Source organism: Ornithinimicrobium flavum (assembly GCF_004526345.1).
Classification (GTDB): domain Bacteria; phylum Actinomycetota; class Actinomycetes; order Actinomycetales; family Dermatophilaceae; genus Ornithinicoccus; species Ornithinicoccus flavus.
In genome coordinates this window covers 2,929,762-2,951,740 of sequence record NZ_CP038213.1, presented here as the reverse complement: position 1 = coordinate 2,951,740, position 21,979 = coordinate 2,929,762, and the positions used below count along the sequence as shown (strand labels likewise).

The following is a 21,979-nucleotide window of genomic DNA, read 5'->3' as shown; positions in this document are numbered from 1 at the left end:
CGTCAGGACGGGGTGAAGCGCATCCGGTTGGTCTGCTCGACCAGCTCGTAGTCCTGACCGGCCGTGCGCAGCGTGGTGGAGATCTGCTGCAGCGAGGTCCGGACCCGTTCCTGCGTGGCGCTCCAGTCCTGCGTCACGCTGTGGAACTGCCCCGCCGCGGTTCCCCGCCAGCAGTCCTGCAGGCCGTTCAGCTTGGCCATCATCGCGCGCACCTCGGACTCGATGGTGGCCGCGATCCGCTCGATGTCCCCGGACGCCGCGGCGATCCGGGCCGTGTCGACGGCAAAGGTGTTGCTCATGTCTGGGTCCCTCCCCGTGATCCCGGTGACCGGGCGGTCACCTGGTAGGTCCTGACGCTAGACCAACGGCGCCGGACCAGGCCCTCCTCGTCCACAGCCTCGGGTTACTGTCCTTCCCATGACCGGCCGCTCCGTCGCCCTCTCCGCCCTGGCCGCGCTGGTGGCCGGCGCGCCCGTCTACCTCGCCGGCGTGGCCCTCATCATGTACGCCCCCAGGACGCTGGGATGACGATCCTGCTCGACCCGCCCCTGTGGCCCGCGCACGGGCGGCTGTGGTCGCACCTCATCAGCGACCGGTCCCTGGCCGAGCTGCACGCCTTCGCCCGGCGCCTGGGCATCCCGGAGCGGTCGTTCGAGGGGGACCACTACGACGTCCCGCAGGAGCGGTATGCGGACTGCCTCGCGGCGGGCGCCGTCGCCGTCAGCGGCACCCAGCTCGCCCGAACCCTGCGCGACAGCGGGATGCGCTTCCGCAAGCGGAAGGGGGAGCGGCCGCTGGCCCGGGCCGACGGCGGGCTGCCCTGGATCGGGGTCGAGCACGTCGTGGAGGTGGTGGGCTCGCCCCACGAGCCGCCGCGCTCGGCCGGTGCCGCCGTCGTGGTCGTCACCGCGGCCGACGCCGTGCTGCTGGTCCGCAACACGACGCGGTCAGGATGGGCGGCTCCCGGGGGCAAGCGCGACCCGGGGGAGAGCGTGCGCGGGACCGCGGTGCGCGAGGTGCGCGAGGAGCTCGGTCTGGAGCTCGACCCGGACCGGCTCGCCCCGGTGGGCTACGAGCGCATCACGATCACGGGGACCCCCGTGCCGGAGCCCTGGGACGAGGTCAACCACCTGGCCGTCTTCGGGGTGCACCTGGACGCGCGGGAGGAGCTGAGGCCCGACCCCGTCGAGATCGCCGAGGCGGTGTGGCTCCCGTGGGGACAGGCCCGGGCGTGGGCCGGGCAGGCGGTCTTCTGGCCGCTCTTCGAGCGCTGGCGCGACCTGCTGGCCTAGGTATGCCGTCCCGGTGACCCCTCCCGTTCCCCACCCAGGTGGCGGGTCGCCTCGCGGCGGGTGAGCGGGCTCACGCGCGCGGCATGGCGCTCCAGCAGGTCGAGCACCCAGGCCGGGTCCGTCCTGGCGTGCTCGCGCAGGGCCCACCCCAACGCCTTGCGGACGAAGAACTCGGACCCGAACCTGGAGCCCTCCAGGTTGGCCGCCACCACCCGCTCGAGCAGGTCCTGGTCCGTCGCGGCACGGTGCTTGAGCTGGGACAGGATCGCCGTGCGCCGCAGCCACAGGTCGTCCGCGACGGACCAGGCGTCGATCACGGGTGTCGCGACCGCCCGGTGCGACAGGAGCACCGGGCCGACCAGGCGGGTCGCGGTCCGGTCGACGAGGTCCCACCAGGCGCCGGTCAGCACCAGGTGCCGCGCCAGCTCCAGCCCGCCCGGGTCCGGCCACGCCGCGGCGCAGCGGTGCTCCGCCAGCGCCAGGGCGGCATACCGCTGCTCCCGGTGGGTCGCCGCGTCCCAGAGCTCCCGGACGCTCGCCTCCCACGTCCGCCGGTCCGTCGGGGGGTGGCTCCGGACGGCGGTCCGCACGATCCGGTCGACCTCCGGCGAGCGGACCCCGTGGAAGGGCATCGCGCTGCGCATGTACGCCTGCTGGCCGGCGGCGCGCTGCGGGTCCGCGGCCCGGGCGAGGGCGACGCGCACCTCGTGGACCAGCGCGACGTCATGCACGGTCGTCCCGGCCCCCACCACCGAGCCCGGCGATCTCGTCCCCGACGTTGCGCCGGGCCCGCGCGGTCCAGCCCCGGTGCGCGTGCCCGGTCCGGTAGAGCCGTGGACGGTCCCGGAAGGGCGCCAGCACGTCCACCCGTCCGCTCCGGTAGGCGTCCTCGGGCACGAAGGCGTACTCCTGGCGCACCTGCTCGCGGTACTGCGCGTACCGGTCCGGCGGGGCCGAGAGGATCCACAGGTCGGCGTCGTGCACGGCGTCCAGGGCCGGCGCGTGCGGGGAGCTCTCGGGGACCTGGTGGGTCCGGGTCATCAGCACCCCGGCCTCCACCACGTCCACGAGCCCGTCCTCCACCCCCAGCCGGTGGAGGTGGTCGCGTGCCAGCGTCGCGCTGCGGTGCTCGTTGCTGCCGGGGGTGGCACGGGGGTCGTGGACGAGGTCGTGGTACCACGCGACGGTGCGGGCCAGCAGGGCGTCCAGGGGGTCCAGACCCACCTGCGCGGCCAGCTCGTCCAGCGCCGTCAGGACCTCCGCGAGGTGCTGGGTCGTGTGGTAGACGCGGTGGGGCTGGGACCACCCGCCAAGGAGCACCGACCCCTCCGCCAGCCACAGGTCCCGGCCGGCGTCGGGGGCGAGGTGCTGCGCGTCGGCGAGCCACCGGTCGAGGAGGGCCTCGGGGTCGGGGACCAGGACTCAGCGCCTCCCGACGAGGGACTCGGCCAGGTCGGCGAGCGCGTCCGCCAGCTCCTCCCTCTTGTCGTGGGCGGTGTCGAGCAGGCTGTGCACGCCCCCCTTGCTCTTCGAGGCGCCCGCGCCGACGGCACTGGTCAGGCTGGAGCCGACCGAGCTGGCGGCTCCGGTGACACCGCCGGCGACCGCACCGGCGGCGCCCGCGACCCCGCCGGCCACCGACTGGGCGGCGTGCTTGGTCCCGGAGAGGAAGGACTGCATCGCCAGGGTGAGACCGGCACCGACCAGCCACACGTCCTTGGCCAGCCCCGTGCCCTCCGTGGTGGGCCGGATGCCGTCGTCCTGGGTCATGCCGGGGGTCTTGAGGTACATCCCCGTCAGGCCGGCACCGAACGCGGCCAGCGCTCCGCCGGCGACGGCGGAGGGCACGGTCGGCAGCAGCAGGGCCGCGCCCAGACCGATCTCGCCGTAGCCCAGCAGCTTGGCGAACTCCTTGGGCTTGAGGTCCCCCAGGAACGGGTAGACGCTGGAGGCCCAACCGTGCATCTGCTGCTGCTCCTCCTCGCCGGCCTTGAGCTTGTTCAGGCCGGAGTTGAGGATGTAGGCGCCGGTGACGACGCGCAGGGGGACGTGCGTGGGGTGCATGGTCGCTCCTGTTCTGAGGGGGGAGGTCTTCGGGTCCACCGTATGCCGTCCCCCCGGCCGGTGCGACCGCAGCACGTAGGATCGCTTCGACCGCTGAGCAGGGAGGACGAGGATGACGGAGGCGCCCGTGCTGAGCGTCGTGGTGCCCATGTTCGACGAGGAGGAGGTCCTGCCGCTCTTCGTGGCGCGGCTGCGACCGGTGGTGGACGGGCTCGGGGTGCCCTACGAGGTGCTGGTCGTCGACGACGGCAGCCAGGACCGGACACCGGTCCTGCTGCAGCGCGAGCGGGTGTCCTGGCCCCAGCTGCGGGTGGTGCGCCTGCGCGCCAACGCCGGGCACCAGGCGGCCATCTCCGCCGGCCTGGCCCGGGCCCGGGGGAGCTACGTCGTCACGATCGACGCCGACCTGCAGGACCCGCCCGAGCTGATCGCCGAGATGCTCCGGCTGGCGCAGGACGACGGTCTCGACGTCGTCTACGCCGCCCGCTCGGACCGCAGCACCGACACCCGCTTCAAGCGGGTCACGGCCAAGGGCTACTACGACACCATGCGCCGGCTCGGCGCGCACCAGTCCCACGCGCACGCCGGTGACTACCGGCTCATGTCGCGGGCGACCGTCGAGGCGGTCAACGCCCTGCCCGAGCACCACCGGGTGCTGCGGCTGGTCGTGCCGCAGCTCGGCTTCCCCGGCGGCATGGTCACCTACCGTCGCGAGGAGCGGCCGGCGGGCAGCTCGAAGTACCCCCTGTCCAAGATGGTGCGCCTGGCCGTCGACAGCATCACCGGAGCCAGCATCGCGCCCCTGCGGCTGGCGACCTGGCTGGGCCTGGCCGGCTTCGTCGTGGCGATGCTGCTGCTGGTCTACGCGCTCGTCGGGTATGCCGTGGGCCTGAACGTCCCGGGCTGGACCTCCACCTTCGTGGTGGTCACCACCGTCGGCGGCATCCAGCTGCTGTGCGTGGGCATCCTGGGTGAGTACGTCGGCCGGATGTACACCACGATGCTCGGCCGGCCCACCTACCACGTCGCGCACGACACGGGCGAGGCCGTCGACACCGGCCCGTGAGCCGTCAGGCCCCGGTGAGCGCCTCCGGCAACGGCTCGGCGTGCACGACGCTGAGCCCCGACACCGCACGCGTGAGGACGACGTAGAGCCGCCGGAGGCCGGTGCGCTCGTCCGGCTCGGCGGCGGCGATGGCGGCCGGCTCCACCAGCACCACCTGGTCGAACTCCAGCCCCTTGGCCACCCGGGCCGGGACGAAGTGGACCCGGAGCACCTGCTCACCCGCGTGCTGCCCGTCGAGCACCTCGTGGGCGACGCCGGCGGCCGTCAGCGCCGCACCGACCTCCGCGGTCCACGCGTCCGGCACGATCACCCCGACCGACCCCGGGGTCCGGACCGCCTCCACCGTCGCCTCGACCGCGCCCGCCACGCTGTCCCCGACCTCGTGCACGGTGAGCCGGCCCGGGTTGGAGCGCACGGACTCGGGCGGGGCGAGACCGGGGGCGATCACGGGCAGGAGGCGGGCCGCATACTCGATCACCGCGCCGGGCACCCGGAAGCCGCGGAGGAGCTCGACCAGCACCGTGCCGGGAGCCTCCAGCGCGTGCCGGGGGCCCAGGTGCCGCAGCGACTCCTCCCACGAGGTGCTCGCCCAGGGCGTGGTGCCCTGCGCGAGGTCGCCCAGCACGGTCAGGGACCCGGTCGAGGCGCGGCGCCCGACGGCCCGCAGCTGCATCGGGGAGAGGTCCTGCGCCTCGTCGAGGATGACGTGGCCCAGGCTCGGGGTCCGGTCGACGAGGTCGGTCAGCTCGTCCAGGAGCACCAGGTCGGCGGGGGTCCACCGGGCTGACGCCGCCGTGCGAGGAGGTGCGTCCCACGTCATCGCGCGCTGGTCGTCGGCCAGGTGCTCGCCGGTGGACAGCACGTGGGCGAGCACGGTGGTCGCGCGCACCTCGGGCCAGACCTCCTTGACGTAGGCCCTCACCGCCGCCGACCGGGCCACGCTGTCCTGCACCCGGTCGTCGGGGGAGTCGCCCGAGCGCTCCATGGCGACGAGCACGGCGTGCGCGAGCCGCTGGTGCAGCATGGCGCGGGCGGCGGCATACCCCACGCCCCGGGTGCGCAGCTCGTCGAGCATGTCCTGGACCTCGTAGGCAGGGACCCGCCAGCGACGGGACCCGCGCGGGACCACGAGGGCCTCGGTCGCCGGCCGCACGCAGGCCCACAGCGCGGTCCGCAGCACCTCGGCCATCCGCGCCTCGCCCTTGAGCCGGGCGACCTCCGGGGGGTCCACCGCCCGCACCCGCGCGTGCGCCACGAGCTCCTCGACCGTGGTGTGGCGCACGCTCACCTCCCCCAGCGAGGGCAGGACCGCGCCGACGTGCTCGAGGAAGGCCCGGTTGGGTCCGACGACGAGGACGCCGGAGCGGGCGAGCCGGTCCCGGAAGGCGTAGAGCAGCCAGGCGGCCCGGAGCAGGCCCACGGCGGTCTTCCCGGTGCCCGGCGCGCCCTGCACGCAGACTGTCGTGGCGACGTCGGCCCGCACGATCTCGTCCTGCTCCGGCTGGATCGTCGCGACGATGTCGCGCATCGGCCCGATGCGGGGGCGCTCGATCTCCCGGGCGAGCAGGGCGCTCGTGGGACGACCGCCGGGGTCGGTCGGCCCGCTGCGGTCCGGGCCCTCGACGGCCAGCCCGCCCCCGACGGCACCCGGGGCCGACAGCCACTCGTCCTCGAAGGCGGTCAGCTCCCCGCCCTCGACGCCGAACCGGCGACGGCGCACCAACCCCATCGGGTCGGCGACGCTGGCGCGGTAGAAGGGCCGGGAGACCTCCGCCCGCCAGTCGATGACGACCGGGTCACCGTCGGCGTCCGACACGTGCCGGCGCCCCAGGTAGAGGCGGTCCTCCGCGCCCTGTCCCGCGACCGCACCCGCCCCTGCGCCGAGCCCGCGCGGGTCCCGGTCGACGCGTCCGAAGAAGAGCGTGGTGCCGGGGTCGTCCTGCAGCGCCCTCGCGCGGAGCCACAGGACGCGGGCCAGCGCCTCCCCGGCGATCGCGTCGCCGCCGTCGGCGGCCAGCGACAGGGTGTGCTCGCGCATCCGGGCCAGCTCGGTGCGGGCGCGCGCCAGGTGGGCCTGCTCGGAGGCGAGCTCGGCAGCGGGGTCGGGGACGTCCTGCGGGGGGAGGGGCGGCTGAGGTGGGGCGGGCACGGCGGACCTCGGTGCGTCGGAGGTGGCGGCGGGAGGAGCGACGAGACTACACCCGGGGAGGACGCGCCGGCACCGCGACGACGGGTGGTCGACAGGGGTCTGCGTCAGGGGGGCGGGGGGAGTGCCCTCACCCCCGGGCGCGCAGCGCCCGGTGCATCGGACGCCGGCCGGCGTGACGCTCCAGCGCCACCTCGTAGGACCGCACGAGCGACTCCGTCGCCGCCTGCCAGGAGTGCTCCTCGGCGTCGGCCCGGGCCTGCCCTCCCATCCGCGCCCGCAGCTGCGGGTCGGTCAGCAGGGCCCGCAGCCGGTCGGTCCAGCCCTCGACGTCCCCGGGGGTCACCAGGAACCCGGTGCGGCCGTCCTCGACGGCGAAGGGGATCCCGCCCGCGTCCGCGCCGACGACGGGGACCCCCGAGGCCATCGACTCCAGCGCCACCAGGCCCAGGGTCTCCGTCGTCGACGGGAAGGCGAAGACGTCCGCGGAGGCGTAGGCCGCAGCGAGGTCCTCACCACCGAGGTAGCCGGGGAAGACGGTGGGCGTCCCGGCGAACACCGCCTCCAGCTCGCTGCGCCCCGGTCCCGACCCGACCAGGGCCAGGCGCACGCCATACCCCTGCAGCCGGCGCAGCGGCTCGAGGAGCTGGACGAGGTTCTTCTCCCGCGACAGCCGGCCCACGTAGAGCGCCAGGGGAGCGTCGGGGTGACCGCCGGTGAGCCGCTCCCGCATCTCGCGGGAGCGGCGCCGCGGGTGGTAGCCGACCGTGTCGACGGCCTTGGGCCACAGGTCCACGTCGTGGATCCCGACCTCCCGGGCCCGGTCGACCATCTGCCGGGAGGTGCACAGGTTGACCTCGGCCAGGTTGTGCAGGGCGGTGGTCCACGTCTGCACCGGGGCGCGCAGGACCTGCAGCCCGCCGCCGATCGCCGTCGTGTAGGAGGGCACGTCGGTGTGGAAGCTGGCCAGCAGGGGCAGGTTGCGCCGGCGCGCGGACAGGACGCCGTAGGCCGCCAGCCACACCGGGTTGACCGCGTGCACGATGTCGGGCCGGAAGGCGCGCATCTCCCGGGCGATCCGGGGGGTGGGGGTGCCGACCATGATCTCGGGGTACCAGGGGAAGGACCAGGACCGGGTCCGCACCACCTGGTGGGCGCCGAAGCGCTCGGGCGGGTCGCCGGGCGCGAAGACGAGCGCGGTGTGACCGAGCTGCTCCAGCTGCTCCAGGGTGCGGGTCACGCGGGTGACGACACCGTCGACCTTGGGCAGGAAGACCTCGGTGAACAGGGCGATGCGCATGGGCGGCGGGTATGCCGTCGACCCGGCGGCGCTCAGCCGCCGGCGACGGGCTGGGGGTGCCGGGAGGGGACGCCCGGCCGCTGCTCGGCGGTCCACACGGAGGTGCAGGGGATCTTCTCGAGGTCCGCCCGGTGGGCGTAGCGACGGGCGACCTCCTCGACCTCCAGGAGCAGGCCCTCCTCGAGGAAGGTCGGCTCCAGACCGAGGTCGAGGAAGGTGTCGTTGCGCACGTGCAGGTCGTTCTCCGCCGCCTCGTGGCGCGGGTTCGGGACCATCTCCACGGTCGCGCCCGACAGGCCGGCGACCAGCTCGGCCAGGTCGCGGACCCGGTGGGTCTGCGTCATCTGGTTGAAGATCTTGACCTTGTCGCCGCGGGCCGGAGGGTTCTCCAGGGCGATCTGGACGCAGCGGACCATGTCGCGGATGTGGATGAAGGCCCGGGTCTGCCCGCCGGTGCCGTGCACGGTGAGGGGGTAGCCGACGGCGGCCTGCATGAGGAAGCGGTTGAGGACCGTGCCGTAGTCACCGTCGTAGTCGAAGCGGTTGACCAGCCGCTCGTCCCGTGCGGTCTGGTCGGTGTGCGTCCCCCAGACGATGCCCTGGTGCAGATCGGTGATCCGTAGGCGGTCGTTCTTGGCGTAGTAGGCGAACAGCTGCTGGTCCAGGCACTTGGTCAGGTGGTAGACGGAGCCGGGGTTGGTGGGGTAGAGGATCTCCTGCTCCACCTGCTCGCCCTCGTGGGTGACGACCTGGACGGGGAGGTAACCCTCGGGGATCTTCATCCCGGCCGTGCCGTAGCCGTAGACGCCCATCGTCCCCAGGTGGACCAGGTGCGCGTCCAGGCCCGTCTCGACCAGCGCCGCCAGCAGGTTGTGCGTGGCGTTGACGTTGTTGTCCACGGTGTAGCGCTTGTGCGCCGGGGACTTCATCGAGTAGGGGGCGGCCCGCTGCTCGGCGAAGTGGACGACGGCGTCCGGACGCTGGGCCAGCAGGAGGTCGACAAGGCCGTCGTAGTCCTGGGCGACGTCCAGCTCGACGAAGGTGATCGTCCGCCCGGACACCTCCTGCCACGCCGCCACCCGCTCCTGCGGGCTGACGATCGGGGTCAGCGAGGAGGCGCCCAGCTCCTCGTCGATCCGCCGCCGGGACAGGTTGTCGACGACCAGGACGTCGTGACCCAGGTCCGACAGGTGCAGGGACGCGGGCCAGCCGCAGAAACCGTCACCGCCGAGGACTGCGATCTTCACGGACACTCCTTGCCAGGTGGGGGCGAGGACCGGGGGCCGGCCTCGCTCCGGGTCAAGGTATCAACGCGACCCGGCGGCCGAGGTCACCCCTCGTCCGCCCGGGTGGCGAAGGTGACCGCGACCTCCTGGCGCGCGCCGTCGCGCACGACGGTGAGGGACGCCTGCTGGCCGCCGGCCCGCTCGCGAACCTGGCCGATGAGCGCGGTGAGCCCGGAGACCGGCTCCCCGTCGATCGCGACGACCACGTCCCCGGTGCGCAGCCCGGCCTCGGCCGCCGGCGAGCCGTCCTCCACCTGCCGGATCTCGGCACCGGTGAGCAGGGCCCCGTCGAGCGTGGCCGAGCCGTCGACCAGGCCGACGCCCAGGAAGGCGTTGGTGGCGGTCCCGGTCTCGATGAGCTGCTCGGCGATCAGGCTCACCTTGACCGCGGGGATGGCGAAGCCGATGCCGATGGATCCGGCCTGCCCGCCGGCACCGGCCTGGGAGAGGGAGGCGATGGAGGAGTTGATGCCGACCAGCTCGCCGCGCGCGTTGACCAGGGCACCCCCGGAGTTGCCCGGGTTGATGGCGGCGCTGGTCTGGATGGCGTTGGTGACGACGGGGACGCCCCGGCCGCTCAGGCTCTCGTCGGTGCCCTGGGTCGTGACGGGGCGGTCCAGGGCGCTCACGATGCCCGAGGTGACGGTGCCCGACAGCCCCAGGGGGCTCCCGACGGCCAGCACCGGGTCACCGACCTGCAGGGCCCGGTCGTCCCCGACGGTGATCGGCGGGAGGTCGTCGGGTGCGCCCGTGAGCTGCAGCACCGCGAGGTCGCTGGAGGGGTCTGTGCCGACCACGGTGGCGGGGTAGGTGCGGCCGTCGGCGAGGCTGACCTGGACCTGCCGGGCACCCTGGACGACGTGGGCGTTGGTCACGACGTGGCCCTCGGTGTCCCAGACCACGCCCGAGCCCGACCCCTGCCCGGTGGCGCCGGCGACGGCGATCGTCACGGTGCTGGGGGTGACCGCCTCGGCCACCGCGGCCCAGTCCTCCGCGGCCGCCGCGGAGCTCCCCGTCGAGGGGTCCGCCGCGGGGGCGTCCGAGACCGGGGTGGCGCCAGGGTCGACGTCGGCGCCATCGGGGGCGGGGTCCTCGGCGACCGACCCGGTGCTGCCCGGCTGCCCGAGCTCCAGCGCGGTGTAGGTGCCCCCGGCGGCCAGCCCGGCCGACAGCAGGCTGACGACGACGAGGTCGGCCCAGCGCCGAGGAGGACGGGCGGGACGTGCGGGCGAGGAGGAGGCAGCGACCGGCGGGGCGCCGCCGGTCGAGGAGCCGGTGGGGGTCACGGCCGAGGGAATGGCGCCCGCCGGGGGCGTGCTGCCCGGAGGCGTGCTGTCGGGGGTGGCCTCGTGCGGCGTGGGCCCGCCGGCGGCGGGGGACGGGGTGGCGGTCATCGGCATGGGTCCATGAGACACCCCGGAGGTCGGTGCGGCCTGGGATATCGCTAGGAGTTTGCTGGACGCGCCGGCGCCTCGTCGCCGTCGCCCTCGCCCTCGCCCTCGACGTCGTCCGGCCCCGGCGGGGGCGCCGCGGGCAGGGTGACACGGAAGGTGGCCCCGCCGCCCGGGGTCGGCAGGTGGCGCACCCCGCCCCCGTGACGGGCGACGATGGCGGCGACGATCGCCAGGCCCAGGCCGGTGCCGCCGGAGGCTCGGCTGCGGGACTTGTCCGCCCGGTAGAACCGTTCGAACACCCGCTCCGCGCTGTCCGGGTCGAGGCCGGGCCCGTGGTCACGGACCTCGACGACCACCTCGTCGCCGAGCCTGCCGAGCGCCACCTCGACCGGGGAGTCGACCGGGCTGTAGGAGATCGCGTTGGCCACCAGGTTGGTCAGCACCTGGCGCAGCGCTCCGTCCTCGCCGATCACCATCGGAGGGCCGGAGCGTCCCCCTTCCGGAGGGGATCCGGGCCGGAGCGGCACCAGTGCGAGCCGGCGGTCGCCGGCCCGGACGCGGGCGTCCTGCACCACGTCCGAGGCCAGGACCGTCAGGTCGACCCGGGTCGGCGACAGCCGCGGCTCGGCGTCCCACCGGGTGAGCGTGAGCAGGTCCTCCACGAGCTTGGTCATCCGGGTGGCCTCACCCTCGATCCGACGCATCGCCCCAGCGACGTCCTCGGGGTCGCGGACGGCACCGAAGCGGTAGAGCTCGGCATACCCCTTGACCGTGGCCAGCGGGGTGCGCAGCTCGTGCGAGGCGTCCGCGACGAAGTCGCGCATGCGGCGCTCGGAGGCCTCCCGGACGCCGAAGGAGTGCTCGATCTGGGTGAGCATCGCGTTGATCGAGGCCGACAGCGAGCTCACCTCGTCGTCGGCGCCGCCCGGCGGCATCCGGAGGGTGAGGTCGCCCCCGGCGATCGCGGCCGCGGTGTCCTCGATGCGCGTCAGGGGGCGGAAGGCGCGGCGCACGGCGAACCAGCCCAGCACCGCGACCAGCACCAGGGTGACCAGACCGATGACGGTGATGAGGACCGCCAGCTGGCGGACCGTGCTCTCGATGCCGTCCAGCGGCACCGCCACGGCGACGGTCCCCTCGCCGCTGGCCTGCTGCCCGGCCAGCACCCGCCAGCTCAGCTCCCCGTTCGCCGAGCGCACGGTGAAGGGGGCGCCGATCCGCGGGTCGTCCATCGGCATCGAGGCCAGCGCCGGGAGGCTGAGGTCGGTGTCGCGGGTGAGGAAGGGTCTCGCCGCGCCCCCGTCGGCCGGGGTGACGACGACGAAGTAGGGGATGTTGGGCGGCACGAGCAGGGCGCTGGACGGCGAGGGCTGACCCGTGGTCTCGGCGTCGATCTGGGACAGGGCCCGCTGCGCGAGCGGCTGCAGGTAGGCGGTGAGGTCCTCGTCCGCGCGGTTCACGAGGTAGCCGCGCATCATCATCACCGTCACCGACGTGGTGAGCAGGTAGGCCGCGAGGACCAGCAGGACGACGACCGTCACGAGTCGTCGCGTCAGCGACAGCCCGTGCAGGCGGTCGTAGGTGAGCCGCCGCAGGCCGGTGAGCACGCCCCGGGTCAGCTCGGCCGGGGGGCGCGCAGGACGTAGCCGACCCCGCGCTTGGTGTGGATCAGCGGCTCGCCGACGACGTCGATCTTGCGCCGCAGGTAGGAGATGTAGGACTCCACGATGTTCATCTCGCCGCGGAAGTCGTAGTCCCACACGTGGTCCAGGATCTGGCTCTTGGAGAGCACACGGCCGGGGTTGAGCATGAGGTAGCGCAGCAGCTTGAACTCGGTGGGGGACACCTCGATGACCTGCCCGGCGCGCCGCACCTCGTGGCTGTCCTCGTCGAGCTCGAGGTCGGCGACCCGCAGCACGTGGTCGTCCGCCTCCTCCTCGGCCGCGCGGGTGCGCCGCAGCACGGCCCGGATCCGGGCCACGACCTCCTCCAGGCTGAAGGGCTTGGTCACGTAGTCGTCACCACCGACCGTCAGCCCCTTGACCTTGTCGTCGAGGGAGTCGCGGGCGGTGAGGAAGACGATCGGCAGGTCCAGCCCCCGGTCGCGCAGGTTGCGGGTGACGGTGAAGCCGTCCATGTCGGGCAGCATGATGTCGAGGACGGCCAGGTCGATCTCGTGCTCGGAGGCCAGCTGCAGGGCGGTCCGGCCGTCCGGTGCGGCGTGGACGGCGAAGCCGGCGAAGCGCAGGCTGGTCGTGAGCAGCTCGCGGATGTTGGTCTCGTCCTCGACGACCAGCAGGGTCGCCTCGGGGGTCGGGCTGGTGGCGCTCATGCGCCTATCCTCTGCCCGGAGGCTGGGAGACGGCTGGACAGATCCTGAACGGGTGGTGTCCGGACGGTTGCTAGGCTGGGTCCAGCAGCACGCGCTCCGGGGTCGGTGAAACTCCGAGCCGGCGGTGACAGTCCGCGACCCGGCCGCATCCAGCGGTCGGCTGACCCGGTGCAACTCCGGGACCGACGGTGAAAGTCCGGATGGGAGGCAGCGCGAGCGGCGACGGTGCTCGCACCGGCGTCGCCGACCGTCCGGTCGGCGCGGCCGTGACCCGCACCGTCGGCCTCTCCGTCTCCCTCGTCCCCTCCGGGGCAGGACGACGAGACGGAGGATGCGGTGACCGGCACCGACGAGCACCTGGACCGGGCGGTGGCCCGTGCCCTGCGGGGCCCGGCCCGCGACGCCAACCCGCGCGTGGGGTGCGTGCTGGTGGCGCCCGGCGGGGAGATCGTGGCCGAGGGGCACCACGAGGGGGCGGGCACGCCCCACGCCGAGGCCGCGGCGCTGGCCACGGCGGGCGGGCGCGCCCGGGGCACCACCGCCTACGTCACCCTCGAGCCCTGCCACCACCACGGACGCACCGGTCCGTGCACCGAGGCCCTGCTCCGGGCCGGCGTGGAGCGGGTCGTGTATGCCGTGCCCGAGCCGACCCGACGGGCCACCGGCGGCGGTGACTGGCTGCGTGGGCGCGGCATCGCCGTCGAGCACCACCCGCACCCCGCGTCCTACGCCCTGGTGGCTGACTGGGTGCGGGCCACGGCCCTCGGGCGCCCGCACGTGACCTGGAAGATCGCCGGCTCCCTGGACGGCAGGGTCGCCGCCCCCGACGGGACCAGCCGGTGGATCACCTCCGAGGAGGCCCGGGCCGACGCCCACGCGCTGCGGGCCCGCGTGGACGCGATCGTGGTCGGCACGGGGACGGCGCTCGCCGACGACCCGGCGCTGACCGCCCGGGCCGGGGACGGAGCGGAGCTGCCGACCCAGCCGCTGCGGGTCGTCGTGGGGCACCGGGACCTGCCCGCCGGCTCCCGGCTGGGCCGCGGTCCCGCACCGGTGCTGCAGCTGCGCACGCACGACCCCCGCGAGGTGCTGGCCGCGCTCGCCGAGCGGCACGTCCGCACGGTGCTCCTCGAGGGAGGGCCCACGCTGGGCGGGGCCTTCTGGTCGGCGGGCTGCGTCGACGAGCTGCTCCTCCACGTGGCCCCCGTCCTCCTGGGCGCCGGGCCCACCGGGGTCCCCGACCTGGGGGTCGGGACCCTCGCCGACGCGCCCCGCCTGCGGCTGGTCGACCTCGCCCGGGTCGGGCCGGACGTCCGGATGCGGCTGGTCCCCGGCACCCCGCGCGACCCGGACGCCCCGGCCTCCGACGACCAGGCACGCGTCCCCGCCCCCAGCGCCGGCGCACCCATCCCCGGCCCCAGCGCCACCGCACCCGCCCCCAGCGCCACTACCCCCAGCCCCACGGCCACGGCACCCGCCCCCAGCGCCACCGCACCCACCGTCCAGGAGGACTGACCATGTTCACCGGCATCGTCGAGGAGCTCGGCACGCTCACCGCCCGCACCGACGGGGACGACTCGAGCGTCATCGAGGTCCACGCACCCACCGTCGCGGCCGACCTGCGGCACGGCGACTCCGTGGCCGTCGACGGCGTCTGCCTGACCGTCACCGACCACACCCCCCAGGGGTTCAGCGCCGACGTCATGGCCGAGACGCTGACCCGCTCCACCCTGGGCCGGCTGCGCCGCGGGGACCCCGTCAACCTCGAGCGCGCCATGCGTGCCGACGCCCGCTTCGGCGGTCACATCGTCCAGGGTCACGTCGACGCCACGACCACGGTGCTGTCCCGCGAGCCGGGGGACCGGTGGGAGGTGGTGACCTTCGCCCTCCCGGCGGCGCTGCGACGCTACGTCGTCCTCAAGGGCTCGGTGGCCCTCGACGGGGTCTCGCTGACCGTGTCGGCCCGCACCGACGACACCTTCTCCGTGAGCCTCATCCCGACGACGCTGGAGCTGACCACCCTCGGCTCCCGTCAGCCGGGCGAGGAGGTCAACGTGGAGGTGGACGTCCTGGCCAAGTACGTCGAGGCCATGCTCGCCGACGGCCGGGTCGACGCGGGCGGGGAGGTGGCACCGTGAGGACCAGCAGCCTCGGCGAGGCGCTGGCGGCCCTGCGCGAGGGCCGGCCCGTGCTCGTGCTGGACGACGTCGACCGGGAGAACGAGGGTGACGTCGTCCTGGCCGCGGAGACGCTGACCGACGCGTGGACCGGGTGGACGGTGCGGCACAGCTCGGGCTACCTGTGCGCCCCGATGCCCGGCGAGGTGGCCGACCGCCTGGAGCTGCCCCTCATGGTGGAGCACAACGAGGACCTGCTCCGCACGGCCTACACCGTCACCGTCGACGCGGCCGTCGGCGTCACGACCGGCATCAGCGCGAGCGACCGGGCCACGACGCTGCGGCTGCTCGCCGCACCGGGCACGACCGCGGCGGACCTCCGCCGTCCGGGGCACGTCGTGCCGCTGCGCGCCCGCGACGGCGGTGTCCTGGCCCGGCGGGGGCACACCGAGGCCGCCGTCGACCTCTGCCGCCTCGCCGGCCTGGCCCCGGTCGCGGTCATCGCCGAGCTGGTCGACGACCGGGGCGAGATGCTGCGCGGTCCGCAGGTCGCCGAGCTCGGCGCCCGGCACGACCTGCCGGTCATCACGATCGCCGACCTGGTCGCCCACCGGCTCGTCCACGACTCGGTCCGCCGGGAGGCCACCACGGTGCTGCCGACCGAGCACGGCGAGCTGGTCGTGCACGGCTACCGCGACCTGGTGACCGGCGCCGAGCACCTCGCGCTGGTCGGGCGTCCCGACGCCGGGCCGGAGCCCCTGGTGCGGCTGCACTCCGAGTGCCTGACGGGGGAGGCCCTGGGGTCCCGCCGCTGCGACTGCGGACCGCAGCTGCAGGACGCCCTGGCCCGGGTCGCCACCGAGGGCGGCGTCGTGGTCTACCTGCGCGGCCACGAGGGCCGGGGTGTCGGCCTGCTCGACAAGCTGCGCGCCTACGCCGTGCAGGACACCGGTGTGGACACGGTCGCGGCCCAGCACGTGCTCGGGCTGCCCGTCGACGCGCGGGACTACTCGGCCGGGGCCGCGATCCTGCACGACCTGGGGCTGGGCGACCGGCACCTGCGACTCATCACCCACAACCCCGACAAGGCCGCGGCCCTGGCGCGGCTCGGGCTCACGGTCGCGGCCACCGAGCCGTCCCGCACCACGCCGCCGCCGGAGTCGCACGCCTACCTCCGCGCCAAGGCCGAGCAGCTCGGCCACACCCCCCACGCCATACCCACCACCAGCACGATGAGGAGCACCGCATGAGCAAGGCCGGAGCACCCACCCTGACCGTCGACGCGACCGGCCTGCGGGTCGCCGTCGTCGCCGCGTCCTGGCACGACCGGGTCATGGGCGGGCTGCTGGACGGGGCGCGGCGCGGCCTGGCGGAGGCGGGCGTCACGGAGGTGACGGAGGTGCGGGTGCCCGGGAGCTTCGAGCTGCCCGTCGCCTGCGCGCAGCTGGCCCGCACGGGTGGGTATGACGCTCTGGTCGCCCTCGGGGTCGTCGTCCGCGGCGGCACGCCGCACTTCGACTACGTCTGCTCCGCGGCCACCACCGGCCTGACCGACGTCTCGGTCGGCACGGGTGTGCCCGTGGGGTTCGGGGTCCTCACCTGCGACGACGAGCAGCAGGCTCTCGACCGGGCCGGCCTGCCGGGCTCGTCCGAGGACAAGGGTCACGAGGCCGCGACCGCCGCGGTCGCGACCGTCCTGGCGATCCGGACGGCGCTGTCCCCGGGCTGACCCGGGCGCAGTCAGGTGAGGGTGGAGATGTCGTCGGCGTCGACGATGCGGTAGGCGTACCCCTGCTCGGCGAGGAAGCGCTGACGGTGCGCCGCGAAGTCCGCGTCGACGGTGTCCCGCGCCACGACGGTGTAGAAGTGCGCCGTCCGCCCGTCGCCCTTGGGTCGCAGCAGACGCCCGAGGCGCTGGGCCTCCTCCTGACGTGACCCGAAGGTGCCGCTGACCTGGATGGCCACCGAGGCCTCGGGCAGGTCGATCGAGAAGTTGGCCACCTTGGACACGACGAGCAGGTCGATCTCACCCTCGCGGAACTGGCGGAACAGCTCCTGACGCTGCGGCACCGTCGTCGCCCCCGTGATGAGGGGGGCGTCGAGCCGGTCCGCGAGCAGCTCGAGCTGGTCCAGGTACTGCCCGATGACGAGCGTCGGCTCGCCGGGGTGCCGCTCGACGAGCTGGTGGACGACCGCGTCCTTGGCGGGCGCCGACGCGGCGAAGCGGTAGCGCTCGTCGGGCTCGGCGACGGCGTACGCCATCCGCATCGACTCCGGCATCGTCACCCGGACCTCGACGCAGTCGGCCGGGGCGATCCAGCCCTGGGCCTCGATGTCCTTCCAGGGCGCGTCGTAGCGCTTGGGGCCGATGAGGGAGAAGACGTCCGACTCCCGGCCGTCCTCCCGCACGAGGGTGGCGGTCAGCCCGAGCCGTCGGCGGGCCTGCAGGTCGGCCGTCATCCGGAAGATCGGTGCCGGCAGCAGGTGCACCTCGTCGTAGACGACGAGGCCCCAGTCCCGGGCGTCGAGCAGGTCGAGGTGCGGGTAGGTGCCCTTGCGGCGCGTCGTCAGCACCTGGTAGGTCGCGATCGTGACCGGACGGATCTCCTTGCGGGCGCCGCTGTACTCCCCGATCTCGTCCTCGGTGAGCGAGGTGCGGCGGAGCAGCTCCTCGCGCCACTGCCGGGCCGAGACGGTGTTGGTGACCAGGATGAGGGTGGTGGTCGAGCTGCGGGCCATGGCGCCGGCGCCCACCAGGGTCTTGCCCGCGCCGCAGGGGAGCACCACGACCCCCGACCCGCCGTCCCAGAAGCCGTCGACCGCCTGCTGCTGGTAGGGGCGCAGGGCCCATCCGCCGCCCGAGTCCGGGTCGAGCGCGATCGGGTGGGCCTCGCCGTCGACGTACCCCGCGAGGTCCTCCGCGGGCCATCCGAGCTTGAGCAGCTCCTGCTTGACGTGCCCGCGCTCGGAGGCGTGGACCGACACGGTGTCCGGATCGATCAGGGCGCCGACCAGGGGTTTGATCTTCTTGTGGCGCAACACCTCCGCGAGGACCGCCCGGTCGGTCGTGCGCAGGACCAGGCCGTGCTCGGGGTCCTTGTCCAGCGTGAGGCGTCCGTAGCGGGCCATGGTGTCGGCGACGTCCACGAGCAGCGCCTGGGGCACGGGGTAGCGGCTGTGGGTGATCAGCGCGTGGACGACCTGCTCGGCGTCGTGGCCGGCCGCCCGTGCGTTCCAGAGCCCTAGGGGGGTCACACGGTAGGTGTGGATGTGCTCGGGTGCACGCTCGAGCTCGGCGAAGGGCGCGATGTCGCGCCGCGCCGCCTCGGCGGCGGGGTGGTCGACCTCGAGCAGGAGGGTCTTGTCGGACTGGACGATCAGAGGGCCGTTCATCAAGGGCTTAACGGTATGGCGTGGCGTCGGCATTCCGCGCAGGAGCCGGCCACCTGGTCGGCGATCCTCCCCCGGTGCGGGAAGATGGCCCCATGACGACCCCGTCGCTGCCGATGACCGAGCCGCTGCCGGGCCTGCCCGACCGGGTGACGATCTACGAGGTGGGTCCCCGGGACGGCCTGCAGAACGAGTCCACCCCGCTGCCGGTCGAGGTCAAGGTCGACTTCGTGCGCCGCCTGCTGGCGGCCGGTCTCGAGACCGTCGAGCTGACCAGCTTCGTGCCTCGCTCCTGGGTGCCGCAGCTGGGCGACGCCGAGGAGCTGCTGGAGCTGCTGGGGCCGGCCGGGCTCGGACAGCACCGTCCGGTCCTGGTACCCAACGAGCGCGGGCTGGACCGCGCCCTGGAGCGGGGGGTCACCTCGGTCGCGATCTTCGGCAGCGCCACCGAGACCTTCGCCCGCAAGAACCTCAACCGCTCCGTGGCCGAGTCGGTGGAGATGTTCGCGCCCGTGGTCAGGCGCTCCCTCGACTCCGGCGCCTGGGTGCGCGCCTACGTCTCGATGTGCTTCGGCGACCCGTGGGAGGGGCCGGTGCCGGTGGACCGGGTCGTGGACGTCTGCCTGCGGCTCATGGACCTCGGCTGCGACCAGCTCTCCCTAGGGGACACGATCGGCGTCGGCACCCCCGGCCACGTCGTGCGGCTGCTGGACGCCCTGGACGACGCGGGGATCGGCCCGGAGCAGACGGCCGTCCACTTCCACGACACCTACGGCCAGGCCCTCGCCAACACCATGGCGGCACTGGGCCGCGGGGTGCGCACGGTGGACGCCTCCACCGGCGGGCTGGGCGGGTGCCCCTACGCCAGGTCGGCTACGGGCAACCTCGCCACCGAGGACCTGGTGTGGGCCCTCGACGGTCTCGGCATCACCCACGGGGTCGACCTGGAGGCGCTGGTCCGGACCAGCACCTGGATGGCCGGGCAGCTGGGCCGCCCGGCGCCCTCGCGGGTGGTGCGGGCGCTCGCGGGGTCAGGGTAGGTCGCAGGCGGCCAGGTCCACCGGGCCGTACGGCGGCGACACCGCGCCGTCGCGCCGCTGGACACCGAAGGGCCCGGCACCCACGTAGGTGCCGTAGTCCTCGCCGAGGCGCTGCAGCAGCGGGTCGTCGGCGGCGTACCGGGTCCAGTCCGAGGCCACGGAGGGCAGGACGAGGACGACGTCGGGCCAGGCGCCCCGCTCGTCGAGCCAGTCCACGGTCGCCTGGTTGACCGCGCCGAAGGTGCCCAGCCAGACGATGTTCGTGGCCGCGCGCGCCTCGGTGTAGAGGTAGACCGACGGCTCGGCGTAGGCCAGGAGAGTCTCACCGGGGCCGACCCAGCCCGAGACGGCCCGCCGGGTGCGGCAGTCCTGGACCCACCCCTCCGGGGTGGTGGACAGGCCCGCGTTGGGGCCCTCCGTGATCCTGGCGGTCGTGCGCCAGGGAGCGGGGTCGCGGAAGCTGTGCAGGGTGTGCACGCCGAGCAGCGGCACCACCAGGAGGGCGACGGCCGCGAGCGGGACGGGTCGCAGCGGTCGGCGGGTGGAGCGACCCCGGTCGTCGTCACGGGCGTCGTCCCGGCGCCCCCACGCCTGCGTGGCGGCCAGCACCGCGCCGATCCCGAGGACGCCGTAGAGGGGCAGGGCCGGGGGGACGATCACGCCCCAGCTTCCCTTGGCCGAGGTGGCGAGGGCGTAGGTGACCAGCCCGACGACGGCGGGCGGGCCGCTGAGGGCCAGCAGCAGCCGCAGGTCCCGGTGGGGGGTGCGGGCCGACCACAGGGCGACGGGCACGACCAGGGCGAGGACGACCAGGACGGCGTACGTCCCGCTGGTCGCCCCCGTCACCAGGCGGGTGGGATCGGACAGGGAGAGGGCGGCCGGGACCGCGGCGGCCGGCGCGACCAGCACCATCGAGGGGGTGCGCAGGCGTGCGGGCACCCGGGGGAGCCCGGCCAGGAGCGCGAGCACCAGCGCGGGGACGAAGGCCGGGCTGACCACGACCTCGGCGAAGCGTCGCGTCGTGTCGGCCAGGCGGTCCACGGGGTGCGGGCGGGAGGCCTGGTAGTCGGTGGTGTAGCTCAGCGTCTCCAGGAGCGCACCGATCCCCGGGCCGGCGACGACCCACAGGATCACGACCGCGGACAGCGAACCTCCGCCCAGCAGCAGGCCGCGGACGACCCCGGTGCGGTGCAGACCGAGGACCAGGACTACCAGGCCCAGCACGGCCGCGGCCGGGAGCGACGAGGGGTGGGCAAGCACCGAGACGGCCAGGGCCGCGCCGCTGACCGCCGCCCAGCGCCCGCTGGAGCGGGTGAGTGCGGCATACCCGGCGAAGGTGGCCACCCCGAGTGCCAGCCCCGGCACCGTGTTGTAGCTGGTGACGAGCAGGTTGTAGGGGGTCGGCACGCAGGCCAGCGCCACCCCGGTGAAGGCGGGGAGGGGCCGCAGCCCGGTCCGCAGCGCCCGGTAGCCGACGACGCCGGCCCCCAGCGCCAGCAGCAGGTACCAGGTCCGGGACGCCAGGACGACGCCCTCGAGGCCCACCAGCTGCAGCCACACCCAGGTGAAGGGGACCGCGGCCAGGGACCCGAGCGACTGGACGTTCATCTCGTCGACGAACGGGGTCGCGCCCTCCGCCAGCCGCACGGCCAGGGCGACGACATGGGCGCCGTCCCCCTGGTCGACCCCGTGGCGCACCCGCCAGAGCAGGAACGCGCCGACCAGCACGACGAGCACCAGCACGACCGACGACTGCGGATCCCGGTCACCCGCTGAGCGGGCGCCGTCCCGTCCGTGACCCACCGTCGTCCCTCCTCCGCGCGCCGCCCCGGCCGGGACCAGCATCGCAGACCCGCCACCGGTGGGCGGCTGCGCCCCGGGTCGCGGCGGGGGAGGGCTCAGACGTGGAGGGTGATCTCCGCCTCCGCGCGCAGGTCCGTGAGCAGCTCGCCCAGCGCGGCGTTCTCGTTCTGGCGGATCAGCTGCTCGGCGAGCTGGTCGCGCACCTCCTCGTAGGGCGGGTACCCGGGGTCGGCGGTCGATCCGGCACCGTCCGCCCCCTGCTGGGTGAGCTGGTCGTAGAGGTCCCGCACCTCCTGCTCCTCGGGCTCCTCCACGCCGCCGCGCTCCTGCAGCAAGGTGTCGATGAGCACGATCCGGCGCAGCTCGTCGCGGACCTGCTCCTCGTCCAGGCCCTGCTCCTCCAGCAGGGCCAGCAGCTCCTCCTCGGAGCCGGCCTCGGACTGGTCCACGAGGGCGGCGAGCTCGGCGTCGACCTCGTCCTCCCCGGCCGACACGTCCAGACGCTCACCCTCCTGCACGAGCAGCTCGGCGTCGACGAGCTGGTCGAGGATCTGGTCCCGCAGCACCGTCTCGTCGGTGGGTGTCCCGCTGAGCTCGGCCTGCTGCCGGGCCGCCTCCCGCTGGCCCTCGAAGGCGGCCAGGAAGACGTCACGGGGGATGTCCTCGCCGTTGACCTCGGCGACGGGGTCGGGGAGGGCGTCGACGTCCAGGGTGCTGCCGGCCCCGTCGGCGGCCGGCTGGGTGGTCCC

The 21,979-nt window shown here is 74.5% G+C and carries 20 protein-coding genes and 1 riboswitch; of the genes, 7 read left to right on the top strand and 13 right to left on the bottom strand.

Translation table 11 applies throughout. The annotated features are described in order from the left end of the window. Window positions 1–2: 2 nt before the first annotated feature. Window positions 3–299 (bottom strand): WXG100 family type VII secretion target, encoded by a 297-nt coding sequence (locus tag E3Z34_RS13870; RefSeq protein WP_134774080.1) that lies wholly within the window; start codon window positions 297–299, stop codon window positions 3–5. Between the two features lie 225 nt (window positions 300–524). Between E3Z34_RS13870 and E3Z34_RS13865 the strand changes: the two genes are divergently transcribed. After that, the gene (locus tag E3Z34_RS13865; RefSeq protein ID WP_134774079.1) at window positions 525–1,292 is read left to right on the top strand and encodes a DUF4031 domain-containing protein; all 768 of its coding nucleotides are present in this window, start codon (window positions 525–527) and stop codon (window positions 1,290–1,292) included. Here the strand turns inward: E3Z34_RS13865 and E3Z34_RS13860 are convergent. The 3 genes from E3Z34_RS13860 to E3Z34_RS19920 form a co-directional block, all read right to left on the bottom strand. Then, entirely contained in the window at window positions 1,289–2,023 is a 735-nt protein-coding gene (locus tag E3Z34_RS13860; protein ID WP_134774078.1) for a DNA alkylation repair protein, read from the bottom strand. The two genes, E3Z34_RS13865 and E3Z34_RS13860, sit on opposite strands and share 4 nt — an antisense overlap. Continuing rightward, a complete protein-coding gene (locus tag E3Z34_RS13855; RefSeq protein ID WP_134774077.1) occupies window positions 2,016–2,612 on the bottom strand; it encodes an HD domain-containing protein in 597 nt (198 codons plus the stop codon). The genes E3Z34_RS13860 and E3Z34_RS13855 overlap by 8 nt, the downstream gene beginning before the upstream one ends. A 102-nt stretch (window positions 2,613–2,714) precedes the next feature. Next, on the bottom strand, window positions 2,715–3,356 hold the full coding sequence (locus tag E3Z34_RS19920) for a hypothetical protein (protein ID WP_202976956.1): 642 nt from the start codon (window positions 3,354–3,356) through the stop codon (window positions 2,715–2,717). A 112-nt stretch (window positions 3,357–3,468) separates the two neighbouring features. Here E3Z34_RS19920 and E3Z34_RS13845 point away from each other — a divergent pair, with 112 nt between their 5' ends. Then, the gene (locus E3Z34_RS13845) at window positions 3,469–4,422 is read left to right on the top strand and encodes a glycosyltransferase family 2 protein (protein WP_134774076.1); all 954 of its coding nucleotides are present in this window, start codon (window positions 3,469–3,471) and stop codon (window positions 4,420–4,422) included. A gap of 4 nt (window positions 4,423–4,426) precedes the next feature. On the opposite strand, the gene E3Z34_RS13840 is transcribed toward E3Z34_RS13845, so the two are convergent. The 6 genes from E3Z34_RS13840 to E3Z34_RS13815 form a co-directional block, all read right to left on the bottom strand. Beyond that, the gene (locus E3Z34_RS13840) at window positions 4,427–6,571 is read right to left on the bottom strand and encodes a HelD family protein (protein WP_238695186.1); all 2,145 of its coding nucleotides are present in this window, start codon (window positions 6,569–6,571) and stop codon (window positions 4,427–4,429) included. 127 nt (window positions 6,572–6,698) lie between these two features. Then, a complete protein-coding gene (locus tag E3Z34_RS13835) occupies window positions 6,699–7,868 on the bottom strand; it encodes a glycosyltransferase family 4 protein (RefSeq protein ID WP_134774075.1) in 1,170 nt (389 codons plus the stop codon). A 32-nt stretch (window positions 7,869–7,900) separates the two neighbouring features. Next, window positions 7,901–9,115 carry an NAD-dependent epimerase/dehydratase family protein gene (locus E3Z34_RS13830; protein ID WP_134774074.1) on the bottom strand — a complete coding sequence of 405 codons (1,215 nt, stop codon included), beginning with the start codon at window positions 9,113–9,115 and terminating at the stop codon, window positions 7,901–7,903. An 83-nt stretch (window positions 9,116–9,198) separates the two neighbouring features. Beyond that, entirely contained in the window at window positions 9,199–10,548 is a 1,350-nt protein-coding gene (locus E3Z34_RS13825) for a S1C family serine protease (RefSeq protein ID WP_194092413.1), read from the bottom strand. A 50-nt stretch (window positions 10,549–10,598) separates the two neighbouring features. Then, a complete protein-coding gene (locus E3Z34_RS13820; RefSeq protein WP_134774073.1) occupies window positions 10,599–12,155 on the bottom strand; it encodes a sensor histidine kinase in 1,557 nt (518 codons plus the stop codon). A gap of 8 nt (window positions 12,156–12,163) precedes the next feature. After that, the gene (locus E3Z34_RS13815; protein WP_134774072.1) at window positions 12,164–12,880 is read right to left on the bottom strand and encodes a response regulator transcription factor; all 717 of its coding nucleotides are present in this window, start codon (window positions 12,878–12,880) and stop codon (window positions 12,164–12,166) included. 89 nt (window positions 12,881–12,969) lie between these two features. Continuing rightward, window positions 12,970–13,096, top strand: a riboswitch (FMN riboswitch). Window positions 13,097–13,216: 120 nt separating this feature from the next. Between E3Z34_RS13815 and ribD the strand changes: the two genes are divergently transcribed. From ribD to ribH, 4 genes are read left to right on the top strand one after another with little or no spacing between them, the layout of a single operon-like run. Beyond that, window positions 13,217–14,395, top strand: a complete 1,179-nt coding sequence (gene ribD, locus E3Z34_RS13810; protein WP_238695185.1) for a bifunctional diaminohydroxyphosphoribosylaminopyrimidine deaminase/5-amino-6-(5-phosphoribosylamino)uracil reductase RibD — start codon at window positions 13,217–13,219, stop codon at window positions 14,393–14,395. A gap of 2 nt (window positions 14,396–14,397) precedes the next feature. After that, a complete protein-coding gene (locus tag E3Z34_RS13805; RefSeq protein WP_134774071.1) occupies window positions 14,398–15,018 on the top strand; it encodes a riboflavin synthase in 621 nt (206 codons plus the stop codon). After that, window positions 15,015–16,247, top strand: a complete 1,233-nt coding sequence (gene ribB, locus E3Z34_RS13800) for a 3,4-dihydroxy-2-butanone-4-phosphate synthase (RefSeq protein WP_134774070.1) — start codon at window positions 15,015–15,017, stop codon at window positions 16,245–16,247. Before E3Z34_RS13805 ends, ribB begins: the two co-directional genes overlap by 4 nt. Next, complete coding sequence (gene ribH / locus E3Z34_RS13795) at window positions 16,244–16,726, top strand: 6,7-dimethyl-8-ribityllumazine synthase (RefSeq protein ID WP_134774069.1); 483 nt, start codon at window positions 16,244–16,246, stop codon at window positions 16,724–16,726. The genes ribB and ribH overlap by 4 nt, the downstream gene beginning before the upstream one ends. Window positions 16,727–16,737: 11 nt before the next feature. Here the strand turns inward: ribH and E3Z34_RS13790 are convergent, their stop codons facing one another. Continuing rightward, the gene (locus E3Z34_RS13790) at window positions 16,738–18,390 is read right to left on the bottom strand and encodes a DNA repair helicase XPB (protein WP_134774068.1); all 1,653 of its coding nucleotides are present in this window, start codon (window positions 18,388–18,390) and stop codon (window positions 16,738–16,740) included. Between the two features lie 92 nt (window positions 18,391–18,482). On the opposite strand from E3Z34_RS13790, the gene E3Z34_RS13785 reads away from it, so the two are divergent. Beyond that, the gene (locus E3Z34_RS13785; protein WP_134774067.1) at window positions 18,483–19,427 is read left to right on the top strand and encodes a hydroxymethylglutaryl-CoA lyase; all 945 of its coding nucleotides are present in this window, start codon (window positions 18,483–18,485) and stop codon (window positions 19,425–19,427) included. On the opposite strand, the gene E3Z34_RS13780 is transcribed toward E3Z34_RS13785, so the two are convergent. Then, on the bottom strand, window positions 19,419–21,272 hold the full coding sequence (locus tag E3Z34_RS13780) for a hypothetical protein (RefSeq protein WP_134774066.1): 1,854 nt from the start codon (window positions 21,270–21,272) through the stop codon (window positions 19,419–19,421). The two genes, E3Z34_RS13785 and E3Z34_RS13780, sit on opposite strands and share 9 nt — an antisense overlap. Window positions 21,273–21,325: 53 nt before the next feature. Further along, complete coding sequence (locus E3Z34_RS13775; RefSeq protein WP_238695510.1) at window positions 21,326–21,871, bottom strand: SurA N-terminal domain-containing protein; 546 nt, start codon at window positions 21,869–21,871, stop codon at window positions 21,326–21,328. Window positions 21,872–21,979: the final 108 nt, after the last annotated feature.